The organism is Fluctibacter corallii (assembly GCF_025751585.1).
Classification (GTDB): domain Bacteria; phylum Pseudomonadota; class Gammaproteobacteria; order Enterobacterales; family Alteromonadaceae; genus Fluctibacter_A; species Fluctibacter_A corallii.
Genome location: NZ_JAOWKX010000004.1, coordinates 168,059 through 188,124, shown reverse-complemented (window position 1 = coordinate 188,124; position 20,066 = coordinate 168,059). Strand labels below are relative to the sequence as shown.

Genomic DNA, 20,066 nt, shown 5'->3' with positions numbered 1-20,066 from the left:
CCCTTATTCTCTGCCTCAATCGATATAAGATAGCCTTATCCCGCTGAGGCGCGGGCCGGAACAATGGATACAATCATGCCCATCATTCCAATGAGTGCGATTCCGATGAGACACCCTGCGAGTGTCCCATACACCAAACTCAAGCTCACAAAAGACAAACTCAACAGCATAAGCCCCAACGCTCGCTTGCCAATATGCGCGGTCAATCCATGGCGAGATTTAAGCACCATCAGCCCAGAGAATTGCATTGCTAACGCGATTAAAACCAATACACTTTCCATCTCTAATCTCCGAGTCTGACTACATGCTGCGTAGCGGTATTTGTTGGCGCTGATGACGTATCATCCTGTGTCTTATTGGCCTGCGTTGCGCTCTGGCTCGCTTTCACACCTTTGCGCGTGAAAAACACCATACAGGCTCCCAGTACAAACAACGTTACATCAGCAATTAAGGTCTCCCATTGCTGGTTTACCGTGCTTGTGAGCACCGAATCGCCCGTAATCAGCGTATTCAGCGGTAATACACTCAGTAGTATAACGCCCGCAGTATACAATATATGTTTTGCCGCAGAAGAGACGGAAGGCGCTAGAAACGCCCACGCAATTGCCAATAGCCATAAGCTGAAAAACACACACCCTATAATAAAGCCTGTATTATGAATGGTGTCTGTGGCAATTAAGTAAAGTTGCGTTGGAAACAGCGCAGCGCACGCCAGTACAATGCCGCCACAAGCGCCTGTAATCAAACGATTAAAACGCGTATAGGTATTTAGCGAAACACTCGATTGCTTGGCTTTTACACCACGCTCTATCCACAACATTAAGCCACTCAAAGGAAGTAAGGCCGTGCTAAGACCTAGCACGGTCCATAGTAGCTTTACAAAAGGCCCCCCAAAATTACCGAAATGAAGTGGGAACATAAGATCCAAAATGTAACTGGTTACGCCTCCCACTTTTTCAAATTGGCCAAAGACGTCATCAAGGTGACCTTCGGCGCCTGCGTATTTGAGGATTTGCCTAGAAACGTTGTCACTGCCGACACCACTGACATAAATCACAGCATTTTTATCGTTGTAACCATAAATGCTCATCACTTCCATTCGCATATCTTGGTCATATGACAATGCATGCTCAAGCGCATCTGCGATGCGAGTGGGTGCCTGAACTTGCGCCAGTACGGGCTCGGGTGTGGTATTAAAGGTTTCGATCAATTTATCCTGATCACCACCAAAGCTAACAAACGCCGCAGCGGGAATAAGTAATACTGTAGCTAATCCGAGAAAAGCTCCACTAAACCCAATCACACCATGAAAAATCATGCCCCATACACCAAACAGTTTATGGCTGTCTGCTAGCGTGATATCTGTGCTTCTGCGCCAACGAAAAGTAAATAACTGCTTTAATTTTTGGCGATGAATAATAAAACCCGTCACGATGGATGCCATGAGAGTTAAGCCCAGTAAGCCCGTCAGCAACAGGCCAACAGGCCGACCCAAATGTAAATCTGCATGAAAGTCGACAATAAAATCGGCGATATCGGTTCTACGTTGTGCAAACACTTCGCGAGGTGTGCCATCTTGCCGGTCTATCACTTCGAGAGTTTGATTATCGAAGGTCAAATACACCGCTTCTTCATTTTCATGATCTTCAAACAGAATACGTAAGTTGGCATAACTGCGCGTGCCCGGCATAAATACCAAAATTTCCTCATGAAAACGCGCTGGCAAATGACTGGCATGGGTTTCAATCAGTGTTTCTATACGTTGGGTGTCTATATCAATACCCGAACGAATATCTGGGTTTGCCCATATTTTAATTTCTGGTCGACCAAATACCGACATCGCCCCGGTAAGCGCAATAACAAAAAGTAGAACGCCAGTCACAAGCCCCACCCAACTGTGCACCAGATACAGCTTTTTAATGTCTGTGCTTTTCATCAATCTATCCTTACTTAAGTGCCCAGAACGACAACAGCCCATGCACCAATGCTAATCCCCAAAGCATTATCCATGCATGCGCACTCTTTTTTGCCATATAGCAATACAAAAACAGACCGACCCAAATAAACGGGAAGAGAAAAATAGGCACACCGATTTTGTCAGCGATCGCAAAGGGTAGGTACGTCGTCATCCCCGGAATCATGATGGTTGCCGTCAGCAATGTCATGACAATGGCTGCAACATGACGGGAGCGAATATGAGTAAAAGTGTGTTTAGCGCTGGTTTCGTCCATGGGGGCATTCCCTAGTCTTTGAATGCCCAAAGAGTAATAGATTTGATGTTACATGTAAAACTTATTACAAATGAAAATTATTACTATTTAATAATTTCCACTACTTACCGTTTGTAAGGCGCGTATCATCCACTCTGCGCTGTTTGATTATGAGGTAAGCATGACAAACTTATCAGCTAACTGCGCTAAACTCTCTTCGTGTTGCGGATCAGGAACAACGCAATCTATGGGGCATGCAGCCACGCACTGAGGCGTGTCATAATGCCCTACGCACTCAGTGCATTTGTCTGGATTAATTTCGTATATTTCCGCCCCCATCACAATGGCCTGATTCGGGCACTCGGGCTCACACATATCGCAATTAATGCAGCTGCTTAGTATTGTTAGCGCCATCTATTTGTATTTCCCTATAAAATACCTATATAACAAGAGCCAATTTCAGTACAAAAAAATTTGCTCATTTAACTCATAATAACCAAAAGCGTTCACCACCATTCATGATCTGAAGCACAAAATTGACTACCGTGTGTAAATTTTCTTTGCACGAGACTAATTTTACCATCATTTCATGTGAGTGTGTAAGCCCACTCAACACGACTGCAGCCCTGATAAAATATGGGTTTCATTTCAACAAAGTTACAAAAAGCTGAAATTGATAGTATACAATTCCCATTAGCTCCTTAGCCTAGCTAGTGCGTAAAATTTCATAATTAATCCTTATTAAATTTAAGTCTACACAACAATTCTGAATAAATGACCGCATAAAAAACAATTAGCCCGTTTATTCCGAATGCTTGAGCAATGGTTCCGCCTCCTGGCAATTCAGAACCACCACTACTGATTAAGATTATTATTGCCCCTGATACAAAGCATATGACCGCAACCGAATACGAAAATTTATATTGAAACCTATAAAAAGAGCTTACTAAGCCAGAATCCACATCACTGATAGATAAGGCTTTTGAAAGGCAAAAAATACTGTTTTTAATACCAAATTTAAGAAAACTAAAAGAGAAAAGAATAAAAAAATATATAAACAGAGAGTACAAATTAACAAATTTATAAAGTTCCTCTGTTCCATTAGTAACCAATAATATTGAAACAAAAATTACTACTAAATAAGATGTTGATTTTATCATACTAAGCTCCAAAGTTTTTCTTTACTAATGTACAGTTCGCAATGATCTTGCCAGAGGGCGTTCAGAATTCTGTGTCAGCTAATCGGGCTTAAATATCTAGAATGCCGTCCAGTCGCCCTTCGAAGTGGATAGCCAGTTGAGACAATGTCATGTTTCAGTTCTGGATTGGCATTGTCCATTTCTTCGAGGCGTTCAATATGGAAGCTCAAGACTATGATGAACAAAAAGCCAGCGCAATGAGGCTGGCTAGCGACACACACAGTATTGCAAGTTCAGAGTCCCTTACATCTATTGTTGAGCAGCTTTTCAGCAATGATGCGAATGTAGATAACCTAATTTTAGATATCAGTAGAGCGGCTGAGATAGAATACTCTGATGCTGAAGATCTATTGACCATAATTATCAAGCAATTAAACCTATCTTGATTCTTGAATAATTGCGTTCACTCTACTTATTCACCTGCCTCCATTGGCATGCCAAATAGGCACAACGAGATATCAATTCAAAGCGTAACGTTATCTACAACACCTCTATAAAGGGCGCGCGGGTATCCGTGCCTTGAGGTAAATTTCTGAGCACAATGCCTCGGCAAAGCACTTTTCTTGGCGGGACTTTCAATCGCACAATATGCCCTGATCCCATGGCAGCATCTAGCGCATTACCTTTTAAGTCTGTCATGTACTCGACATGAATGTGCTCATTGCCCTTGGGTGTCATTAACTCCAGACTGTCGCCTAGTAGAAACTTATTTTTCACGTCGACTGTGGCCATTGACGCTTTGTGGTCAAAGTCAATGACTTCACCCACTAGCTGCTGAAGGTGACTGACTGAACTGCCTGTTTCATAGTTTTGATAACTATCATGCGTATGGCGACGCAAGAAGCCTTCGGTGTACCCACGATTCGTCAGTTTATCAAGATCTTGCATTAACTCTGGGTTAAACCCGTTATTCGCAATTGCATCATCTATTGCGCGGCGATAGGTCTGTGCGGTGCGCGCAACATAATAAAATGACTTAGTTCGACCTTCGATTTTCAACGAATCAATGCCCATATTAACCAACCGCTCTACATGCTCAATAGCGCGTAAGTCTTTCGAGTTCATAATGTAGGTGCCATGTTCATCTTCAAACGCGGGCATAAACTCGCCGGGTTTTTGCTGCTCTTCCAATAACATCATGCGCTCTGTACTCGCTCCCATGCCCAAGGTAGGCGTTGCATCCATAGCAACGATATTTCCTACATCGTCCTGTTTAGCGTCAGCGGCACTATATGACCAACGACACGCATTTGTACACGCACCTTGGTTAGGATCCCGTTTGTTAATGTAGCCAGACAGCAAACACCGACCTGAGTAGGCCATACACAAAGCACCATGTACAAAGACCTCTAACTCGATATCGGGACAACGCTGACGAATGTCTTCAATTTCATCTAAAGATAATTCACGAGACAAGATCACACGCTTAATCCCTTGCTGCTGCCAAAAATTCACAGACGCATAATTCACTGCATTGGCTTGCACCGACAAATGAATGACCTGATCTGGAAACGCTTCACGTACCATCATAATCAACCCTGGATCAGACATAATCAAAGCATCCGGCTTTAACGCCACTACGGGTTTAATGTCTTTTAAAAAGGTGTCCACTTTCTTATTGTGGGGGGCAATGTTATTGACCACATAAAACTGCTTACCTAACCGATGCGCTTCGGCAATGCCAATGCCTAGTTTGTGAATATCAAATTCATTGTTTCGGACTCTAAGGCTATAGCGTGGCTGCCCTGCGTAAACGGCATCAGCGCCAAATGCAAAGGCATAGCGCATATGCTTCAAGCTGCCCGCAGGTAATAACAATTCGGTTTGAGTTTGCAATGTGTGGTCCTCGATTCAATAAGTCAAACCGCGCGAAGAAAGGGAACAACAAGGCACAATCAGGTGTGCTTTCGTCCGAATGCACACCTATTCGTTTAGGCTGCCAACGCGCGCGCCCGAATTATAAAGAGAGAATATTTTCACACTTTGATTTAGATCAAATCAGCATAAACAATGGCACGGTAAAGAGCAGAAAAGACACATTCAACGTTAAACACGCATCGTTAACGCTCATTGTTTTTTAAGTCTTCATCATAGCCTTTTGGTGGAGGTGTCCAGCCCCGTTCACTGCTATTGTGCTGATCTAAGCGATCTTCAAGCATGGCCTTTTTGATCTTGCCTTCCAATTCAATAAAGAGTTTTCGGTAGTTCTGATCGAAGCGCTGTCCCTCTGAGCCATGTTTCCAGGTTTCGTATAGCTCCTCTGTCGCTTCTTTTTCAATTTGGCAAAAAGCATGGCGCTTCTGTTCGACATCAAACGGGTGGATATTCAGCATTTCCAGTGCTTTAGCGCCAAGCTCCAACGCAGAATGATAGGTTTCAGCAACAATATAATCAGCACCAAGCAATCTAAGCTCATAGCTATGGCCTTTATCAAATGCCCGAGTCAGCACCTTAACGGTCGGATGAGCATGCTTAATGTGTTTAACTAAGGTATTTATCGACTCGCGATTATCAATGGCCACCACTACCATGGCGGCGTGCTCAATACCTGCTGTGTCTAGCAATTCAGGGCGAGTAGTATCGCCATAATAACTCTGAATATCGATTTTACGCATGTTGTCGATTTGCGCAGTTTCATGATCAAGCACCACGGTTTTCATTCCATTGGCCGTCAGCAAACGGTTAACGATTTGTCCAAATCGCCCTATTCCTGCAATAATCACTTCGCCTGTTTCGTGAATATCATCGTGCATCGTGTCTTTGTCGCGTTGTTGCCTAGCCCGCCTGAATCTCGGCACTACCACGCGATCAAAAACAATAAATAACAATGGCGTAAGAAACATAGACAGAGCCACCACCATCTGCATCACACTGGCAAATTCAGAGGTAAAAACGTGATTTTGAATAGAGAAGCTCAGTAAAACAAAGCCAAATTCGCCCGCTTGCGCCAAACTCAATGCAAACAACCAACGATCAGCCCCTTTAATGTTGAACATGAGCGCAAGCCCCATCAACACCAAGCCTTTTACCACCATTACCAATACAGTCAGCCCAATAATCAGCTGATATTGCTCGACGAATATTTGCATGTTAATGCCAGCGCCAACGGTAATAAAAAACAGGCCAAGCAATAGACCTTTAAACGGTGCCAAATTAGACTCAAGCTCATGTCTGAACTCACTATTGGCTAACACCACACCCGCCAAAAAGGTGCCCAACGCCGGAGACAGCTCAACAAGATTCATTAACGCGGCAATCCCCACCACCAGCAACAAAGCCGTTGCAACAAAGATTTCTCGTAATCCCGAACTCGCAACATAACGAAATAATGGGCGACTTAGATAATGGCCAGCCAATACCAACGCGCCAACACTTGCCACTATCACCAGCGCGTATCCCCAAGCTGGGAGTCCTGCTACTAACGATACGTTATGATGGGCCGCCGTCTCTTTCAGGCTGACCGAACTCGCTGCAATGTCTGGTGCAGCTAACACAGGAATGAATGCAAGCATTGGGATCACTGCAATATCTTGCATGAGTAACACGGAGAACGCGTTTTTTCCGCCTTCTGTTTTTGTCAGGCCTTTTTCTTCAAAGGTTTGCAGTACTATCGCAGTTGATGACAACGAAAAAATTAGGCCTATGGCCAATGCGGCTTTCCACGGCTGAGAGAAAAACAGTGCGATAGCCGCAAGCAAAGCCGCAGACAAGCCCACTTGAAGGCCACCCATTCCCAGCAAACGCGACCGCATTTGCCACAGCTTTTTAGGCTCCAATTCTAAGCCAACAAGAAACAACATCATCACCACACCAAACTCAGCAAAATGCTGAATCGTGGTAGTTTCTTCACCGACCAAATGTGTGATTGGGCCGATAATCACGCCCGCAATTAAGTACCCAAGCACACTCCCTAAACCAAGTCGTTTAGCTAAAGGTACGGCGATAACGGCCGCAGCAAGGTAAATAAAAGCTTGTAGAAAATACTCAGTCATTGCGTTGCTCCTCACGGACGACATCGCCAATCACGCAATCTAAATTGTCGTTGAGTTTATTCAGCGCCATAGCAGCATCAATATCAATTGCACCAGTATGCAGCCCCTTTAAAACCAAAAGCCAATCTTGGATATGTGTGCTTAATCGGTTTTCGTCTTTGGCCGTACGACTTTGAAATAAAGCAAATGGCGGAATGTAGCACATGCCGGTCAAGCGGGCCGTTTGCTCTAAGGGTTGCAGCAGCTCACGTAAAGTAAAATGGTTATATCCTTGCGCTCTGTAAGCCTGTTCATTTCCGCCAGCACTTAAGGCGCACATAAACCATTTTCCATGCAGTGCATCGCCACCGGCTCCATAGGCAAAGCCGTACTCCAAAACCAAGTCTTGCCATTCTTTTAAAATAGCCGGTGTGGAATACCAATAAAAAGGAAACAAGAACACCACCACATCGTGCTCACGCAAACGTTGCTGTTCTTTATCGATGTCAATTTTAAATCGAGGGTATTCGCCATAGAGATCTACCGCGGTCACGTAATCAAGTGATCTTGCCGCTTCAAACATCGGTTGATTAACGTCTGAGCGCCGCTGTGATGGATGTGCGTACAACAGAAGTATTTTGTTCTTATTCATGATGTTTATGCTCCACTAAGCAGTGGTGTCTATGTTGAAGGTAAACACGGCGGTTTGGCCAAATACGTGGCCTGTAAGCTGAAGTTAGCGTTAAGATTAGGAGAACTGCTAACATGAAGACACTTCATAACAACCAACGCATTGTCTCATCCGACATGATAATACACTGGAGTATTACTACTTCTGGTCAAATAATCAACGTAAAAGCTTAGTGGTAACAGTTACTTACGTGATGCATCTTTAAAGTACTCCCCCGCATCAACCAATGCGCGTCGTCTCTGCGTATCAATAGGATGCACAAAACTTAATCGTACACAGTGATTGAAATGAGTATAGTGAGAAAATAAGTGGCCAGGTGTTAGCACGATGTTTTTCTGTAGCAACGTTTGATACGCCTGCATCGTATCAATGTCATCTGCCAGAGACACCCACACCGCTAACCCGCCTTCTGGTCTTGTGATATCTAAATTAGCGGGCCACGCACTCGCCACGACAGACAATAAATCATCACGCTGCTGACGCAACTGTTTGCGATATATACTTAGATGACGTCGGTAATCACCTTGAGACATAAACGTAGACAGCCCTTCTTGTACAGCAATGGGCGATGCCAATTGTTGCGCAAGCTTATGCCGAACAATCTTATCATGCCACCGTCCTCCGCAAATCCATCCTAATCGAAGATCACGAGACACGCTCTTCGATACGCTACTGCATAAAATCACATGTCCACGAGAATCATAGTGTTTTATTGGCATTGGCCGAAAATGAAATCCCAAGTCGCCATAAATATCATCTTCTATCACCGCAATATTATGCTGAGCAGCTAATGCTGCGATACGTGCCTTTGCGTGCGATGGCATGCACGCTCCCGAAGGGGTAGCAAAGTTCGATGACACCACGCATGCCTTAATCTTGTGTTTTTCAATGGCTTGCTCAAGTGCATTCACATTAATCCCCGTTTGAAGAGATGCATGTACTTCAATCACTTTTAAATTAAGGGCCTGCAATAAATGCAGCACGCCGTAAAAACCGGGGCTTTCTACCGCAACGATATCGCCAGGCTGCGTAACAGTGCTCAATGCGAGGTACAAACTGTTTTGACATCCAGATGTAACACACACTTCATCGCTTCCAATCGCGATATTGTGCTGCCGGTAATGCAAACTAATTTGCTCCCGTAAACTCGCGAGCCCTTCTGGTGGTGAATAATACAAACTTTTCCGTTCTCCCTGCTGCCGATAAGCACGACCTATATGTCGATTAAGCAATTGCAAATGGGTAGACAATGGGGCAACTTTTCCTGACGGGTATATATCAAATGCCGCACTTCGGGCCATAATGTCGTGAAATAATGACGGCACAGTCGCTTGTCGTGGTTGCTTGGTTTTGCTGGTTTGACTAGCTGGGTTATGACGCTTATCAATATGAGCGTGTTTTACAACAAAGCCAGACCGTGGCTTTGCTTCGATACGGTCTTGTGCTTCTAAATGATGTAGCGCCGTTTGCACGGTAATCTTAGACACACCATACTGCGCAGCCAGCGCACGGATAGAGGGTAACTTATCTCCTTCCTGCCACATACCTGCATCCAGTTTTTCCCCTATTGATTGAACCAATTGTGCATATCTGAACGCCTTCATTTACCAATCCTTCGCCTCACATCTGTATCTATTAAAGTTTACTTTTTTGTATATATAGATGACAGCTTTTTTTACTTAGACTGCGCCAGAATAATTTCGAGGTTAGAAAGATGAGTAAAGTCGTTGTCGATCAAGAACACGTCATTTTTAAAGCACCTGTACATGACGGAAAGATATACATTCGAGAGCAGAAAGGTCACTTTCAACAGATTCGTCGCACAATAGGCTTTGTGTTGTTAGCGTTATTTTTGATGCTGCCGTTGCTCCAATTTAAAAGCCAACAAGCGATATTGTTTGATGTAGGCCAGCAGACACTCAGGGTCTTCCACATTACGTTATTCCCACAAGACCTTATGATTTTTGCGCTCTTATTTACTTTAGCCGCCTTTGCGCTTTTTTATGTTACTAAACATTATGGACGCGTTTGGTGTGGCTACGCTTGTCCACAAACTATCTGGACCCTCATGTTCAACTGGGTAGAACGTCGCATTGAAGGCTCTCACACCCAAAGCAAATCACTTGATAAGCAAGCTTGGAATGCCGAAAAAGTGCGCAAAAAAGCTTTTAAGCATGCGGCTTACATCGCGATTTCACTACTTACCTCATTGGTATTTATGTCGTATTTCGTACCAGCGCGCACGCTGTATACTGAATTTTTTACTTTTTCTGCCACACCACTGGTACAAGGCTGGGTCTGGTTTTTTGCGGTGTGCACCTATGTTAATGCAGCCTGGATGCGTGAAAAAATGTGTCAGCATGTCTGTCCGTATGCACGCTTTCAGTCTGCCATGTTTGACACGCGAACAGCGATTGTAACGTACGATACTGAGCGCGGTGATCCAAGAGGAAAGCGCAAACGCAAAGCCGAGAAAGGTGCATCACTTGGCGACTGTGTTGACTGCCATTTATGCGTACAGGTTTGTCCTGTAGGCATTGATATTCGGGACGGCATGCAATATGACTGTATCAATTGTGGTTTATGTATTGATGCCTGCGACAATACGATGGAAAAATTTGGCTACGCTTCTCGCTTGATAGACTACCGTAAAGAAAATAGCGCCAGCACGCATTGGAAAGAGCATCTGGGTTACGGGCTTGCGATGATACTCACTGTCGCGGCGATGGTACTTTGGGCCGTTGACCGTGAACCAGCTGAAATCACACTTATTCGTGACCGAAACGCGCTGTATCGCACAAATGCCCAAGGAAATATAGAAAACGCCTATCAGGTAACCGTGTTAAACAAAACACAAGAGAGTCAAACTTACGCGCTCTCTGCGCAAGCTGACTTTCCGGTTGCGTTTGTGGGCCGTCATCAATTATCCGTTCAACCTGGCGAACGCGCCACAGCCATGGTCACCGTTCAAGCGCTAACGCCGCCGACACTGAGAAAGTCTGATATCGAATTTACTTTTAATAGCCAAAATAGCCTGATCGGCGAATCACACATCTTGAAAGAACGCGCCATGTTTTATAACGGCGACGTGAGTCGTTAAGCGCTAGCTAACTATTGATGACTACCTGGCAGCCAAAACGCGAGGGCGCACTGACTAAAACACCCAGTGCGCCCCAATATGCAGATTAACGATTAAAGTAATCAGCATGAAAAGTAAGATGCGCATCAATAAACGATGAGATGAAAAAGTAACTGTGATCGTACCCTGCATGTCGATGAACAGTGGCTTTGTGGTTAAATGGCGCAAGGGCGCGTTCTAACTTTTCAATACCTAATTGCTCATCAAGAAAGGGATCACTTAGTCCTTGATCGATTCGCATGGGCAAAATGTCGCTTGCCCGTGAAAGTAGCCTGACGGCATCGTACTGATACCAATCCTCTTCAGCGCCTCCCAAGTAGGCGCTAAAGGCTTTTTGCCCCCACGGACACGCAATGGGATTCGCAATCGGACTAAACGCAGACACACTAGAGTAACGCTCAGACGCAGTGAGACCAATCACCAACGCGCCATGCCCTCCCATACTGTGCCCAGCTAAAGCCCGTTGCTGAGTCACTGGAAAGTGGGTTTCAATCAGCTCAGGCAACTCGTTTACAACGTAGTCGTACATGTTGTAGTGTTTATTCCACGGTGCTTGCGTGGCATTCACATAAAAACCAGCGCCTTGACCAAGGTCATAGTCCTTGTCATCGGCAACATCTTCACCCCGAGGCGAGGTATCGGGCGCAACAATCGCGATTCCTAATTCCGCGGCACGCTTGAACGCACCCGCCTTTTGCATAAAATTTTCATCTGTGCAAGTTAGCCCTGATAACCAATATACCACCGGAACGGGAGTATCTTTACTTGCTTGCGGCGGTAAATAAATTGCAAAGGTCATCGGACATTGAGTTGACGATGCCGCATGACGATAGCGCTTGTGCCATCCGTCATGCACCTTGTTCTGTGCAATGTTCTCTAATTGCATATGTGACTCCTGAAATAGATAAAATGATCGAGCGATAAGCTGCCTGAAGAAGTAATGGAATTAACCCAATCAGGCAACCGACATGACAAATCAGACTTTATCCATATGAACCACCGAACGGATACTTTTGCCTTCATGCATCAAATCAAATGCATCATTAATTTGGCTCAATCCCATCGTATGCGTGATAAACTCCTGTAAACCAAACTCACCCGCCAGATAACGCTCGACAATATCTGGCAACTCAGAGCGCCCTTTTACGCCACCAAACGCTGTGCCACGCCACACACGTCCCGTCACTAACTGAAACGGTCGAGTTGAAATTTCCTGTCCTGCACCTGAAACACCAATAATCACTGATTCCCCCCACCCTTTATGGCAACATTCCAATGCCTGTCGCATTACGTTAACGTTGCCAATACATTCAAACGAATAATCAACGCCGCCATCTGTCATTTCTACAATGACCTCTTGAATAGGTTTGTCGTAATCTTTTGGATTGATGAGGTCGGTTGCCCCTAATTGCTTCGCCAGTTCAAATTTACTCTCATTGATATCAATACCAATAATGCGACCGGCGTTCGCCATTCGCGCGCCAATAACAGCAGAAAGGCCAATGCCACCTAAGCCAAAAATGGCAACAGTATCGCCTTCCTGAACCTTGGCAGTATTCATTACCGCGCCCATACCCGTTGTAACGCCACATCCTAACAAACAGACTTCTTCCAGCGGTGCAGACGGATTGATTTTGGCTAAGGAAATCTCTGGCAACACGGTATATTCAGAAAACGTCGATGTTCCCATGTAGTGATAAATGGTTTTGCCTTCTTTAGAAAAGCGCGACGTTCCGTCTGGCATTAGCCCTTTTCCTTGGGTTTCTCTTACCGCCTGGCATAAATTAGTTTTTCCAGACGTACAAAACTTACACTTGCCACATTCTGCGGTATACAAAGGAATAACATGATCGCCAACAGCCACACTGGATACGCCCTCGCCAACAGCTTCAACAATTCCGCCCCCTTCGTGACCAAGCACCGCGGGAAATACGCCTTCAGGATCTTCACCTGACAAGGTAAAGGCATCGGTATGGCACACGCCTGTAGCGATAATACGTACCAACACTTCGCCTTTTTTTGGCAACTCAACATCAATTTCTTCGATTGTAAGAGGTTCACCAGGACCCCACGCTACGGCAGCCTTTGACTTAATATGAGTTTGATTGGGTGAGAGTGATAATGCCATGTCGCCTCCAGACTGAAATCAGCACAAAAAATGACTTCGATTTATAAATGTGCTTTGAAGTATAGAGGCTAACACCGTATTGATAAGGGACATTTTCGTAAATTATTATTACGTATATGTAATAATAAAAGCATGATACACATAACCAAGAGAACATAAATGGTTAGTTGGGAAGGCGTCATTGAGTTTGTTCGTGTTGCACAATATGGCAGTTTTACTCGCGCATCAAAGCATCTTTCTACGTCGGTTGCACAAGTCAGTCGCCGTGTTGCTGCGTTAGAAGCACGACTTGGCTGCAAGTTACTGCACCGCTCGACCCGCACGGTAACACTCTCCGAAGCCGGACAGCTTTTCTTTGCACAATGCCAACCATTAATAACAGGATTAGAAGAAGCGGAGCGCTCGGTGTCAGAATTGCAACACGCTCCCAGAGGCTTAATTCGGCTAACCGCCCCCGTCGCATTTGGAGAGTCTTACATTGCGCCATTGGTGAATCAATTTTTGCGCCACTACCCAGATATATCACTTGAATGCCATTTCACGAATGCCACATTGGATTTAATTGAACAACGCTTTGACTTAGCGGTACGTATTGGAAAACTACAAGACTCAACCTTGATGGCGCGTAAGCTTGCCTCACGACAGTCATATGTTTGTGCATCGCCTCAATATATAAAAGAACACGGCGAGCCTTTTACCCTCTCGGAATTGAAGCACCACCGCTGCTTGAAAGGCTCGTTAGATGTATGGCGTTTTACCGTTGGCGATACGCAAAAATCAATGAGTGTGAATGGCAAAATTCAATATAACAGTGGGCATGCACTTAAAGACGCAGCGCTACGTGGACTTGGTTTAGTGCAACTACCTGACTACTATGTTCAAGAGGCAATGCAATCTGGGCAACTTATAGAGGTATTATCCCAGTATCGAGATGCGCCCGAAGGCATTTGGGCCATTTACCCGCATAATCGTCATCTCACGCCCAAAATTCGTTTACTGATTGATTTTCTAGAGTCTAATTTGGCGTAAGTGTTAACGTCCTTCACAATCTCGGTGAAGGGAATTACTACTCTACTTTACTGATTGGTGTCGTCATAGCTGGTATCAACATCATCAAGCCGCGTCTTGATAAAAAGCTCTCGGTAGGTCTTAATCATCTCTAATTTTTTCACCTCAACCAAGCCCTCATTGAATTTATTGAGTAGATACTGACTTTGTTTTTCTTGCGCCTTTGGAAAAAGTAAGTATGTACTAACTTCCGATACAGGAGGATCAAGCACTTTAATTTTTGCAGCCTCTTCTGGCGCTAAACTGTGCTGTAATAAATACAACCCTGCTAACTCTTCAATCGGGAATATATCAACACGATTGCGCACCAGCATGTGCAAGTTTTGTGTATCGGTGTTAACAATCGATACATTATTCGCCAAGTTTTCAGCCAGATCTTTAATGTCGTTGTTGTACACATATCCGCGGGTTAATCCTAACCGTAAGTGCTTGAGCTCACTGAGTGAAGCCCAACCATTGGGGGCTTTGTCTTTTCGAGCAAACAGCGACAGGTGATCGGTGGTCATTTTGTCGCTATACAAAAAATGCTCCAACCGCTCTACTGAAAAGTAACCATATGATAATGCGTGATACTTGCCATTTTTCGTATCTTCCAACGCTCTCGCCCAAGGTAGAAAAACAAATCGCACCTCGATGCCTGCTTGCTCAAACGCGGCTTCGATTACACGGTTAACAAAGCCTTTTTGCAATATGCCCATCGACGTCTGAGGAGGGAACTCCATGGTCGCAATAACAACGCGCTCGGGCATGTTCACGGCAACACTGTTGCCTTTTTCTTCCGTCGCTCCGCTACGTGAGAAAAAACAAAATAACACCAGCAAAAATTTTACGAACACTCGTGTCCCCACAGGGAAACTCCAATTAACAGATCTCTCTTAAGTGTATACCTCAACCGGACCTTTTCAAACCGATAATTAGTAATAAAATAAGATTAATATCAAATAGTTACAATCTGGTTGCGCCCTGCTGCTTTTGCTCGGTATAGCGCTTTATCGGTGTTTTGTAAAAGGGCTTCAACATTTTCAAACCGAGCCATGTGCTGACATCCAACTCCAATGCTGGCAGTAATCCCTACGTCTTTATTCAAGCCCATGTGCACAAAAGACAACTCCTCAATCTGTTGCTTTATTCTAAGTGCGGTAAGCTGGGCGACTTTGCAATCAAAACGGGGCATCAATACTGCAAACTCTTCACCGCCATAGCGCGCCACGGTACAACTATGAGAGGGCATACAAAACACAATTGCATCGGCAATTTTCTTCAAACATTTATCGCCGTTAACATGCCCGTAGGCATCATTGAACTGTTTAAAGTAATCAACATCAATAAACAGCATACTCATAGGCATATTATCGTGATGACACACATGCCACTGTTCTTCAAGAACTTCTGCAAATGCGTGTCTATTGGCAACACCAGTCAAATAATCTGTTCGCGCTTCACGAAGTAAGCGCTCGCTTTCTTGTTTATGCTTTGATAAATCATGCAGCATAACGTGAACAAACGCTTCTGGGTTGTCTGCCTCAAGCGGTAAACACGACAAACTCAAATCGATATTCAACGTCTCTTTACCGCCCCGAACCAACGTAATGTCTTTAGGGCCGTGCTGTAGCATTAGATCTGAGTCTTGGGCCATTTGTGAAAACAACAAACGATATTCTTCAACGTATTGCGCGCCAATAAACTGGTTGAAAGACTTACCGACCACGCTTGATTGTGGAACACCAAGTAATCGACAAGCAAACCCATTGGCAGCCACGATATCGCCATTTCGACGCAGCAGCATGATTGCACCGTTGAGGTACTCAAGTAAGGGGATCAGCGAATGGGTAAAAATGCGTTCTGTAGACGGGATTGAAGAGCCGCCACTGATTGAGCCTAACTCAGTCAGTGGATGCTCAAGGCGAATTTCTTCACAGCGTTTCGCCCATTTTTTCTTGTTGGAAAGCCCAGATTCGAACATGGTAATACACCTGCCTGTGTTTGGTTGTTTGACCGTGACACACAGCGTAAAACCTTTTTATATTTGTAACCTTCTGGAAACCTTCCGAAATATTAAGTTGTTGTTATTTATATATTTCTTTTATTTTTAACTTGCGGATCTTGACTGATGTATTCTGTACCATCAATGTCTACTGCAAGCTTGATACAAATGGTTTCGTTGTCTGCATCAGAATCCACCAGAACTAGTTTTTTGTCATGATTTTCAAAACTGAAGGAAATATCCTCGTAGTCTTTTTCTTCAGTAACAACGGGGTTTATGAATTTCGTATTCTGTGGAGTATTGCGCAAAGTATAAACAATCTGTGTACCGCTCTCAGTCACAACTACCACTTCATCAAATGGCTCGTTGTTTTGATCAAAAATAGTAAATTCAGCATTATCTCCTGAAACAGTTACATCAACGTTAAATTCAAATACTGGGGCTGCGTTGGCCATCATTTATCTCCGTTTATTTTCGTTAGCTGAGATATACAGCGTTGTGACATTTTAAGAAAGTATGAATACTTAATATTCGCACTCTTCTTACTTATTGAATCGAGAATTGTGTGAGATTTTTTGCAGAGAGATAACCTTTCTTCATTCGTAAGGCCATTGTTACTCTGCATTGCACTAAGAATGTGATATCTAGCTAGCTTAACTGAATAGCGAAAGCTATCTTGGTAGTTCTCGTCCAACCAAAAGTGCAGTGTTTCCATGACAGAGGCACTCAATCGCCACTGTTGGTTATGCTGAAGGTACTCTATAAAATTTAGCATTGCGTTGGGGCTTCTATAGAACACTTTGCTATCGACATGGTGTTGCAGCTTTGAAGCGTAAAATTCCTTATCATCACTAGGCACCCTTAAAAATTCAGAAATGAGTTTCAATTCACTCTTTTTCCAAAAGAAATCTTCAGGATCCTGAATGCGCAGAGATTCGACTAAACTCAATGTACGCTTAAGAATGGGGAGTGCATCACTAGAACGTTCCAAATACAACAATAAATCAAGTTGGCGATTTAACGTTAAAAATAAACTCTCAATAGCCAAAGCATTTCCCTGGTTCTGCTCAAGAAAAGAAACCAGTATATCTATCGCAGTTTGAAGTGAAGCAATGCCCTCGAAGGTTTTGCCAACATGCGCTTTTGTACTTCCCAACCAAGAATATGTATCCGCCAAATTCACAATGAGGTCGGTATCATTTGGCATTGCATCTACCGCTTTTTGCTTGAGGCTCAACGACTGTGTAAATAACGCATGCGCTTTTTCGTACTCAGACAACTCAATATATACCGAGCCTAAAGAATTTAGGGCATAAGACAGTTCGATCCAGGCATCCACATCGTCGGGGGTTAATTCATTGAGCCGCTGACTGTAAGTAAGGTATCGGGTAAACCCCTCCTTCGCTCCCTCATTGTTATAACCGTCGTACGCAATTTGCCCCAGCCAAAACGCATTTACACCCAGTGCTTTAACGATATCAATGTTTTCGGGGTGATCTTCATACAAATCCAGGTATTGCGCCTCAGCATGTTTAAACCCTTCAGTCGCCTCGTCTATTTTGTCACGAGAATAAGCCACTTCGGCAATCGCTTGCAGCGTTTGTGCTTGATGAAATTGTGCCTCAAAACTTCTGAATTGTTGGTTGAATGGCCACCAGCTAACGCCATTGGTTTGTTCTTGTTCAGTAAAATAGGCCAGCGCACGGTTACTGATCCCATCCAATAAATCCATCCGTTTTACGCTACGCAGCTTATCGGCAAACTCGCCCACCATAAAACCAAGTAAGTTCTCTGCATCTTCTCGTTTTTTCTCTGCCATTTGATATGACACATAACTTTGCATGCCCATCAGTACTGAAGACAGTGTTAAAACCACTAATACCGCCGCAGTAATACGAGTTACCCAGCGTTTTACAGCGACTTTGGCATTCGAAGCATTCACTAACGCTTGCTCATCAGCTTGAATCGCAAGTACGCCTTCAGCGGCTAAATCATTCGCTTCTTGTAACGGCTTGCCTTCCTGTAACAGGTAGGCAGAATCTTTGCTTTCCCGTAACCATTGTTGCGTTTGAGATAATAATCGCGATTTAATCGCTAAACTTTCACGGTGATGACTCAGCCAATCTTGCATTCTCGGCCACCTGCGTAACAGCGCTTCATGCGCGATACGAAACCCCGGTTGGCCTTGTTGAAGTAACGATACAAACAGGCGGTTTTCGACCATGATTTGCACCACTTGCCGCTGATGTTCGTCTTGCAATTCACTCCATTTTGCAGTGCGGCTGGTTACGTTGCTGCCATCAGGACTTAACGTAATAAGAAGCGCAAATATCTGCTCTAAAGCGCGTTCTTCACGCTCAGAAAATGACGCGATGAGTTTGTCTGCCTGAGAGCCTATAGCACCTTCAAGGCCGCCCAAATTCTCATACACATTGTATGTCAGCACCTCATCTTGCCGCTGCAAGTACAGTTCGTTAAGCGTATATTGCAACAAAGGTAATGCATCAGGATGATTAGCGGCATCTAAGCACAAAATATCATCGAGAGACTGTCCACTTTCAGAAGACTTCTCCCATCGCAAACCAGCTGCAATCGCCGGCAAGCGGATCATTTGACTCAACTCTGCAGAAGTAGGCGGTAGCAAATCAAAATGTGCGCCCTGAAGCTTGTGTGCCATCAATGTTGGATATTGGGTAATTTGCGGATAGAAGTCATTTCTACACGCAGCGAACACCACTACCGCGCCGCACTGTGCTAAAGCATCTACGAATGTAAACAAATGAGAGCGTACAGAATCTGTATACTGTGGTGCATCAAGCGCAACTTCTAAACGATCAAGAAATAAAAATAATCGAGGCTCTGGCTGACGGCTATATGCCTTATAACCATTGATGACCGCACGACAGCGTTGGGCGACAACCTCCGGATAGTCTGCAATTCTCGTTGCTAATTGCTCTGCACTTTGATCAGCAAACACAATTTCGCCATCAATGTCCCAATCAAGTAAACAACTCGCTAAGTCCAGCCAAAGCTGTTCCGCTCGCGTGTCGGCAAAGTCAATTGTGGTATGCGCAACCACCTGCATGCCACAGACCCCTTTAGGATCACACAATCGAGGAAGCAAGCCTGCCTGAACCAGTGATGATTTGCCCGAGCCACTTGGGCCAAGTAATAATGAAAAGGTGTGGTTTAGTGTATTTAGATGAAGCAGGTTATCAAGAAGTTGCTGGATGGGTTGGTGTCGCCCAAAGAAAACGTCGGCTTGCTCAGGTGAAAATGCATTTAATCCAACAAAGGGAGAGCCCTTGTCCCAAGTTATTGATGACGCGCGCGCGTTTTCATCACCAATTAACTCAACAGGTGCAATAATGCGGTAGCCGCGCTTGCGTATTGTTTCGATAAAGGTGGGAGAAGCCGCCTTGTCGCCTAATGCTTTGCGAAGCTGAGTAATAGCTTTGTGAATGGGGTTATCACCGACATCTGCATCACCCCAACAGATATCAATCAAGTTTTCAGCACTTAATACTTCGCCAGCATGGAGACAGAGTGCAACCAGAACCTCCATTGCTTTCGGCTCTAGCGTTTTAACACACTTTTCACGCTGTAGTGTATTGCTACTGGGAATAACGTGCCAGTCGCCTAGATAAAACTGCCTGCTGTCCACACCTACTACCTA

General features: G+C 44.5%; 18 protein-coding genes. 3 read left to right on the top strand and 15 right to left on the bottom strand.

Features of this window, described 5'->3' with window-relative positions; all coding sequences use genetic code 11:
* Window positions 1-35 precede the first annotated feature (35 nt).
* From OE749_RS09155 to OE749_RS09135, 5 genes are all read right to left on the bottom strand, one after another.
* Window positions 36-281 carry a hypothetical protein gene (locus OE749_RS09155; RefSeq protein ID WP_263712144.1) on the bottom strand — a complete coding sequence of 82 codons (246 nt, stop codon included), beginning with the start codon at window positions 279-281 and terminating at the stop codon, window positions 36-38.
* A gap of 2 nt (window positions 282-283) precedes the next feature.
* Complete coding sequence (locus tag OE749_RS09150; RefSeq protein ID WP_263712143.1) at window positions 284-1,936, bottom strand: PepSY-associated TM helix domain-containing protein; 1,653 nt, start codon at window positions 1,934-1,936, stop codon at window positions 284-286.
* Window positions 1,937-1,946: 10 nt separating this feature from the next.
* Window positions 1,947-2,231, bottom strand: coding sequence for a hypothetical protein (locus tag OE749_RS09145; protein ID WP_263712142.1), 285 nt, complete (start codon window positions 2,229-2,231; stop codon window positions 1,947-1,949).
* A 147-nt stretch (window positions 2,232-2,378) separates the two neighbouring features.
* Window positions 2,379-2,624, bottom strand: coding sequence for a YfhL family 4Fe-4S dicluster ferredoxin (locus tag OE749_RS09140; protein ID WP_263712141.1), 246 nt, complete (start codon window positions 2,622-2,624; stop codon window positions 2,379-2,381).
* Between the two features lie 317 nt (window positions 2,625-2,941).
* Window positions 2,942-3,370, bottom strand: coding sequence for a hypothetical protein (locus OE749_RS09135; RefSeq protein ID WP_263712140.1), 429 nt, complete (start codon window positions 3,368-3,370; stop codon window positions 2,942-2,944).
* Between the two features lie 149 nt (window positions 3,371-3,519).
* Here OE749_RS09135 and OE749_RS09130 point away from each other — a divergent pair, with 149 nt between their 5' ends.
* Window positions 3,520-3,795 (top strand): hypothetical protein, encoded by a 276-nt coding sequence (locus tag OE749_RS09130; RefSeq protein ID WP_263712139.1) that lies wholly within the window; start codon window positions 3,520-3,522, stop codon window positions 3,793-3,795.
* Between the two features lie 94 nt (window positions 3,796-3,889).
* Here the strand turns inward: OE749_RS09130 and trhP are convergent, their stop codons facing one another.
* From trhP to OE749_RS09110, 4 genes are all read right to left on the bottom strand, one after another.
* Entirely contained in the window at window positions 3,890-5,197 is a 1,308-nt protein-coding gene (trhP, locus tag OE749_RS09125) for a prephenate-dependent tRNA uridine(34) hydroxylase TrhP (protein ID WP_404828161.1), read from the bottom strand.
* A 272-nt stretch (window positions 5,198-5,469) separates the two neighbouring features.
* Window positions 5,470-7,401: a monovalent cation:proton antiporter-2 (CPA2) family protein gene (locus tag OE749_RS09120; RefSeq protein ID WP_263712137.1), complete on the bottom strand. Its 1,932-nt coding sequence runs from the start codon at window positions 7,399-7,401 to the stop codon at window positions 5,470-5,472.
* Complete coding sequence (locus tag OE749_RS09115) at window positions 7,394-8,032, bottom strand: NAD(P)H-dependent oxidoreductase (RefSeq protein WP_263712136.1); 639 nt, start codon at window positions 8,030-8,032, stop codon at window positions 7,394-7,396. Before OE749_RS09115 ends, OE749_RS09120 begins: the two co-directional genes overlap by 8 nt.
* 221 nt (window positions 8,033-8,253) lie before the next feature.
* The gene (locus tag OE749_RS09110; protein ID WP_263712135.1) at window positions 8,254-9,675 is read right to left on the bottom strand and encodes an aminotransferase-like domain-containing protein; all 1,422 of its coding nucleotides are present in this window, start codon (window positions 9,673-9,675) and stop codon (window positions 8,254-8,256) included.
* A gap of 110 nt (window positions 9,676-9,785) precedes the next feature.
* Between OE749_RS09110 and ccoG the strand changes: the two genes are divergently transcribed.
* Window positions 9,786-11,171, top strand: coding sequence for a cytochrome c oxidase accessory protein CcoG (gene ccoG, locus OE749_RS09105; protein WP_263712134.1), 1,386 nt, complete (start codon window positions 9,786-9,788; stop codon window positions 11,169-11,171).
* An 85-nt stretch (window positions 11,172-11,256) separates the two neighbouring features.
* Here the strand turns inward: ccoG and fghA are convergent, their stop codons facing one another.
* Window positions 11,257-12,096 (bottom strand): S-formylglutathione hydrolase, encoded by an 840-nt coding sequence (fghA, locus tag OE749_RS09100; protein ID WP_263712133.1) that lies wholly within the window; start codon window positions 12,094-12,096, stop codon window positions 11,257-11,259.
* A 90-nt stretch (window positions 12,097-12,186) separates the two neighbouring features.
* A complete protein-coding gene (locus OE749_RS09095; RefSeq protein WP_263712132.1) occupies window positions 12,187-13,338 on the bottom strand; it encodes an S-(hydroxymethyl)glutathione dehydrogenase/class III alcohol dehydrogenase in 1,152 nt (383 codons plus the stop codon).
* 159 nt (window positions 13,339-13,497) lie between these two features.
* On the opposite strand from OE749_RS09095, the gene OE749_RS09090 reads away from it, so the two are divergent.
* Complete coding sequence (locus tag OE749_RS09090; protein WP_263712131.1) at window positions 13,498-14,367, top strand: LysR substrate-binding domain-containing protein; 870 nt, start codon at window positions 13,498-13,500, stop codon at window positions 14,365-14,367.
* Window positions 14,368-14,414: 47 nt separating this feature from the next.
* On the opposite strand, the gene OE749_RS09085 is transcribed toward OE749_RS09090, so the two are convergent.
* The 4 genes from OE749_RS09085 to OE749_RS09070 all read right to left on the bottom strand — a co-directional run bounded on the left by OE749_RS09085 (window position 14,415) and on the right by OE749_RS09070 (window position 20,054).
* Window positions 14,415-15,242, bottom strand: coding sequence for a substrate-binding periplasmic protein (locus OE749_RS09085; protein ID WP_263712130.1), 828 nt, complete (start codon window positions 15,240-15,242; stop codon window positions 14,415-14,417).
* Window positions 15,243-15,343: 101 nt separating this feature from the next.
* Entirely contained in the window at window positions 15,344-16,369 is a 1,026-nt protein-coding gene (locus OE749_RS09080) for a sensor domain-containing diguanylate cyclase (protein WP_263712129.1), read from the bottom strand.
* A gap of 107 nt (window positions 16,370-16,476) precedes the next feature.
* Window positions 16,477-16,848 (bottom strand): DP-EP family protein, encoded by a 372-nt coding sequence (locus OE749_RS09075; protein WP_263712128.1) that lies wholly within the window; start codon window positions 16,846-16,848, stop codon window positions 16,477-16,479.
* Complete coding sequence (locus OE749_RS09070) at window positions 16,845-20,054, bottom strand: nSTAND1 domain-containing NTPase (RefSeq protein ID WP_263712127.1); 3,210 nt, start codon at window positions 20,052-20,054, stop codon at window positions 16,845-16,847. Before OE749_RS09070 ends, OE749_RS09075 begins: the two co-directional genes overlap by 4 nt.
* Between the last annotated feature and the right edge of the window lie 12 nt (window positions 20,055-20,066).

Bases quoted from the DNA above. Each gene is read 5' to 3' on its own strand.
- OE749_RS09155 (WP_263712144.1), bottom strand. From the start codon at position 281: ATGGAAAGTGTATTGGTTTTAATCGCGTTAGCAATGCAATTCTCTGGG.
- OE749_RS09150 (WP_263712143.1), bottom strand. From the start codon at position 1,936: ATGAAAAGCACAGACATTAAAAAGCTGTATCTGGTGCACAGTTGGGTG.
- OE749_RS09145 (WP_263712142.1), bottom strand. From the start codon at position 2,231: ATGGACGAAACCAGCGCTAAACACACTTTTACTCATATTCGCTCCCGT.
- OE749_RS09140 (WP_263712141.1), bottom strand. From the start codon at position 2,624: ATGGCGCTAACAATACTAAGCAGCTGCATTAATTGCGATATGTGTGAG.
- OE749_RS09135 (WP_263712140.1), bottom strand. From the start codon at position 3,370: ATGATAAAATCAACATCTTATTTAGTAGTAATTTTTGTTTCAATATTA.
- OE749_RS09130 (WP_263712139.1), top strand. From the start codon at position 3,520: ATGTTTCAGTTCTGGATTGGCATTGTCCATTTCTTCGAGGCGTTCAAT.
- trhP (WP_404828161.1), bottom strand. From the start codon at position 5,197: ATGCGCTATGCCTTTGCATTTGGCGCTGATGCCGTTTACGCAGGGCAG.
- OE749_RS09120 (WP_263712137.1), bottom strand. From the start codon at position 7,401: ATGACTGAGTATTTTCTACAAGCTTTTATTTACCTTGCTGCGGCCGTT.
- OE749_RS09115 (WP_263712136.1), bottom strand. From the start codon at position 8,032: ATGAATAAGAACAAAATACTTCTGTTGTACGCACATCCATCACAGCGG.
- OE749_RS09110 (WP_263712135.1), bottom strand. From the start codon at position 9,675: ATGAAGGCGTTCAGATATGCACAATTGGTTCAATCAATAGGGGAAAAA.
- ccoG (WP_263712134.1), top strand. From the start codon at position 9,786: ATGAGTAAAGTCGTTGTCGATCAAGAACACGTCATTTTTAAAGCACCT.
- fghA (WP_263712133.1), bottom strand. From the start codon at position 12,096: ATGCAATTAGAGAACATTGCACAGAACAAGGTGCATGACGGATGGCAC.
- OE749_RS09095 (WP_263712132.1), bottom strand. From the start codon at position 13,338: ATGGCATTATCACTCTCACCCAATCAAACTCATATTAAGTCAAAGGCT.
- OE749_RS09090 (WP_263712131.1), top strand. From the start codon at position 13,498: ATGGTTAGTTGGGAAGGCGTCATTGAGTTTGTTCGTGTTGCACAATAT.
- OE749_RS09080 (WP_263712129.1), bottom strand. From the start codon at position 16,369: ATGTTCGAATCTGGGCTTTCCAACAAGAAAAAATGGGCGAAACGCTGT.
- OE749_RS09075 (WP_263712128.1), bottom strand. From the start codon at position 16,848: ATGATGGCCAACGCAGCCCCAGTATTTGAATTTAACGTTGATGTAACT.